The 686-nt window shown below is 75.8% G+C and carries 1 protein-coding gene; it reads right to left on the bottom strand.

The window, feature by feature from the left end; translation table 11 throughout:
- Window positions 1–686 (bottom strand): HAD-IC family P-type ATPase (locus AE652_RS11285; protein WP_049651137.1); only part of this gene is annotated, 686 nt, incomplete at both ends.

The raw sequence follows: 686 nt of genomic DNA, 5'->3' as shown, positions 1-686 counted from the left end.
CGACCTTGCCCTCGGCCTGCAGCCGCTTGACGGTGTCGACCTTGTCCTGCGGCATGACCTCGGCGATCACGTGCTCCGGCCCGATGCCGACCTCGGCCGCCACGGCCTCGGCGACCAGCCGGTTGTCGCCGGTGAGCAGCACCGGGGTCAGGCCCAGGGCGCGCAGCCTGCCGACGGCCTCGGCGCTGGTCGGCTTGACCGCGTCGGCGACCTCCAGCACGGCCCGGGCCTCGCCGTCCCAGCCGACCGCGATCGCGGTGCGGCCGGCCGCCTCGGCGGTGCGCTTGGCCTCGGCCAGCGCCGCGGGCAGGTACTGCGACCACTCGTTCAGCAGGGCCTCCCGGCCGGCCACCACGGCGTGGCCGTCCACCACGCCCTGGACGCCCAGGCCCGGGACGTTCTCGAAGCCCTCGACGGCGGGCAGTTCGCCGGCCTTGGCGGCGGCGGTGGCGATCGCCCGGGCGATCGGGTGCTCGGAGGCGTGCTCCAGGGCGCCGGCCAGGCGCAGCACCTCGGCCCGGTCCACGCCCTCGGCGGTGTGCACGGCGAGCAGGGTCATCTGGCCGGTGGTGACGGTGCCGGTCTTGTCCAGGACGACGGTGTCCACCGTGCGGGTGGTCTCCAGCACCTCGGGGCCCTTGATCAGGATGCCCAGCTGGGCGCCGCGGCCGGTGCCGACCATGAGC

The organism is Kitasatospora sp. MY 5-36 (genome assembly GCF_001182915.1).
GTDB lineage: Bacteria > Actinomycetota > Actinomycetes > Streptomycetales > Streptomycetaceae > Kitasatospora.
The sequence above is the reverse complement of the archived record's forward strand: the minus strand, read 5'-3'. Positions and strand labels throughout refer to the sequence as shown.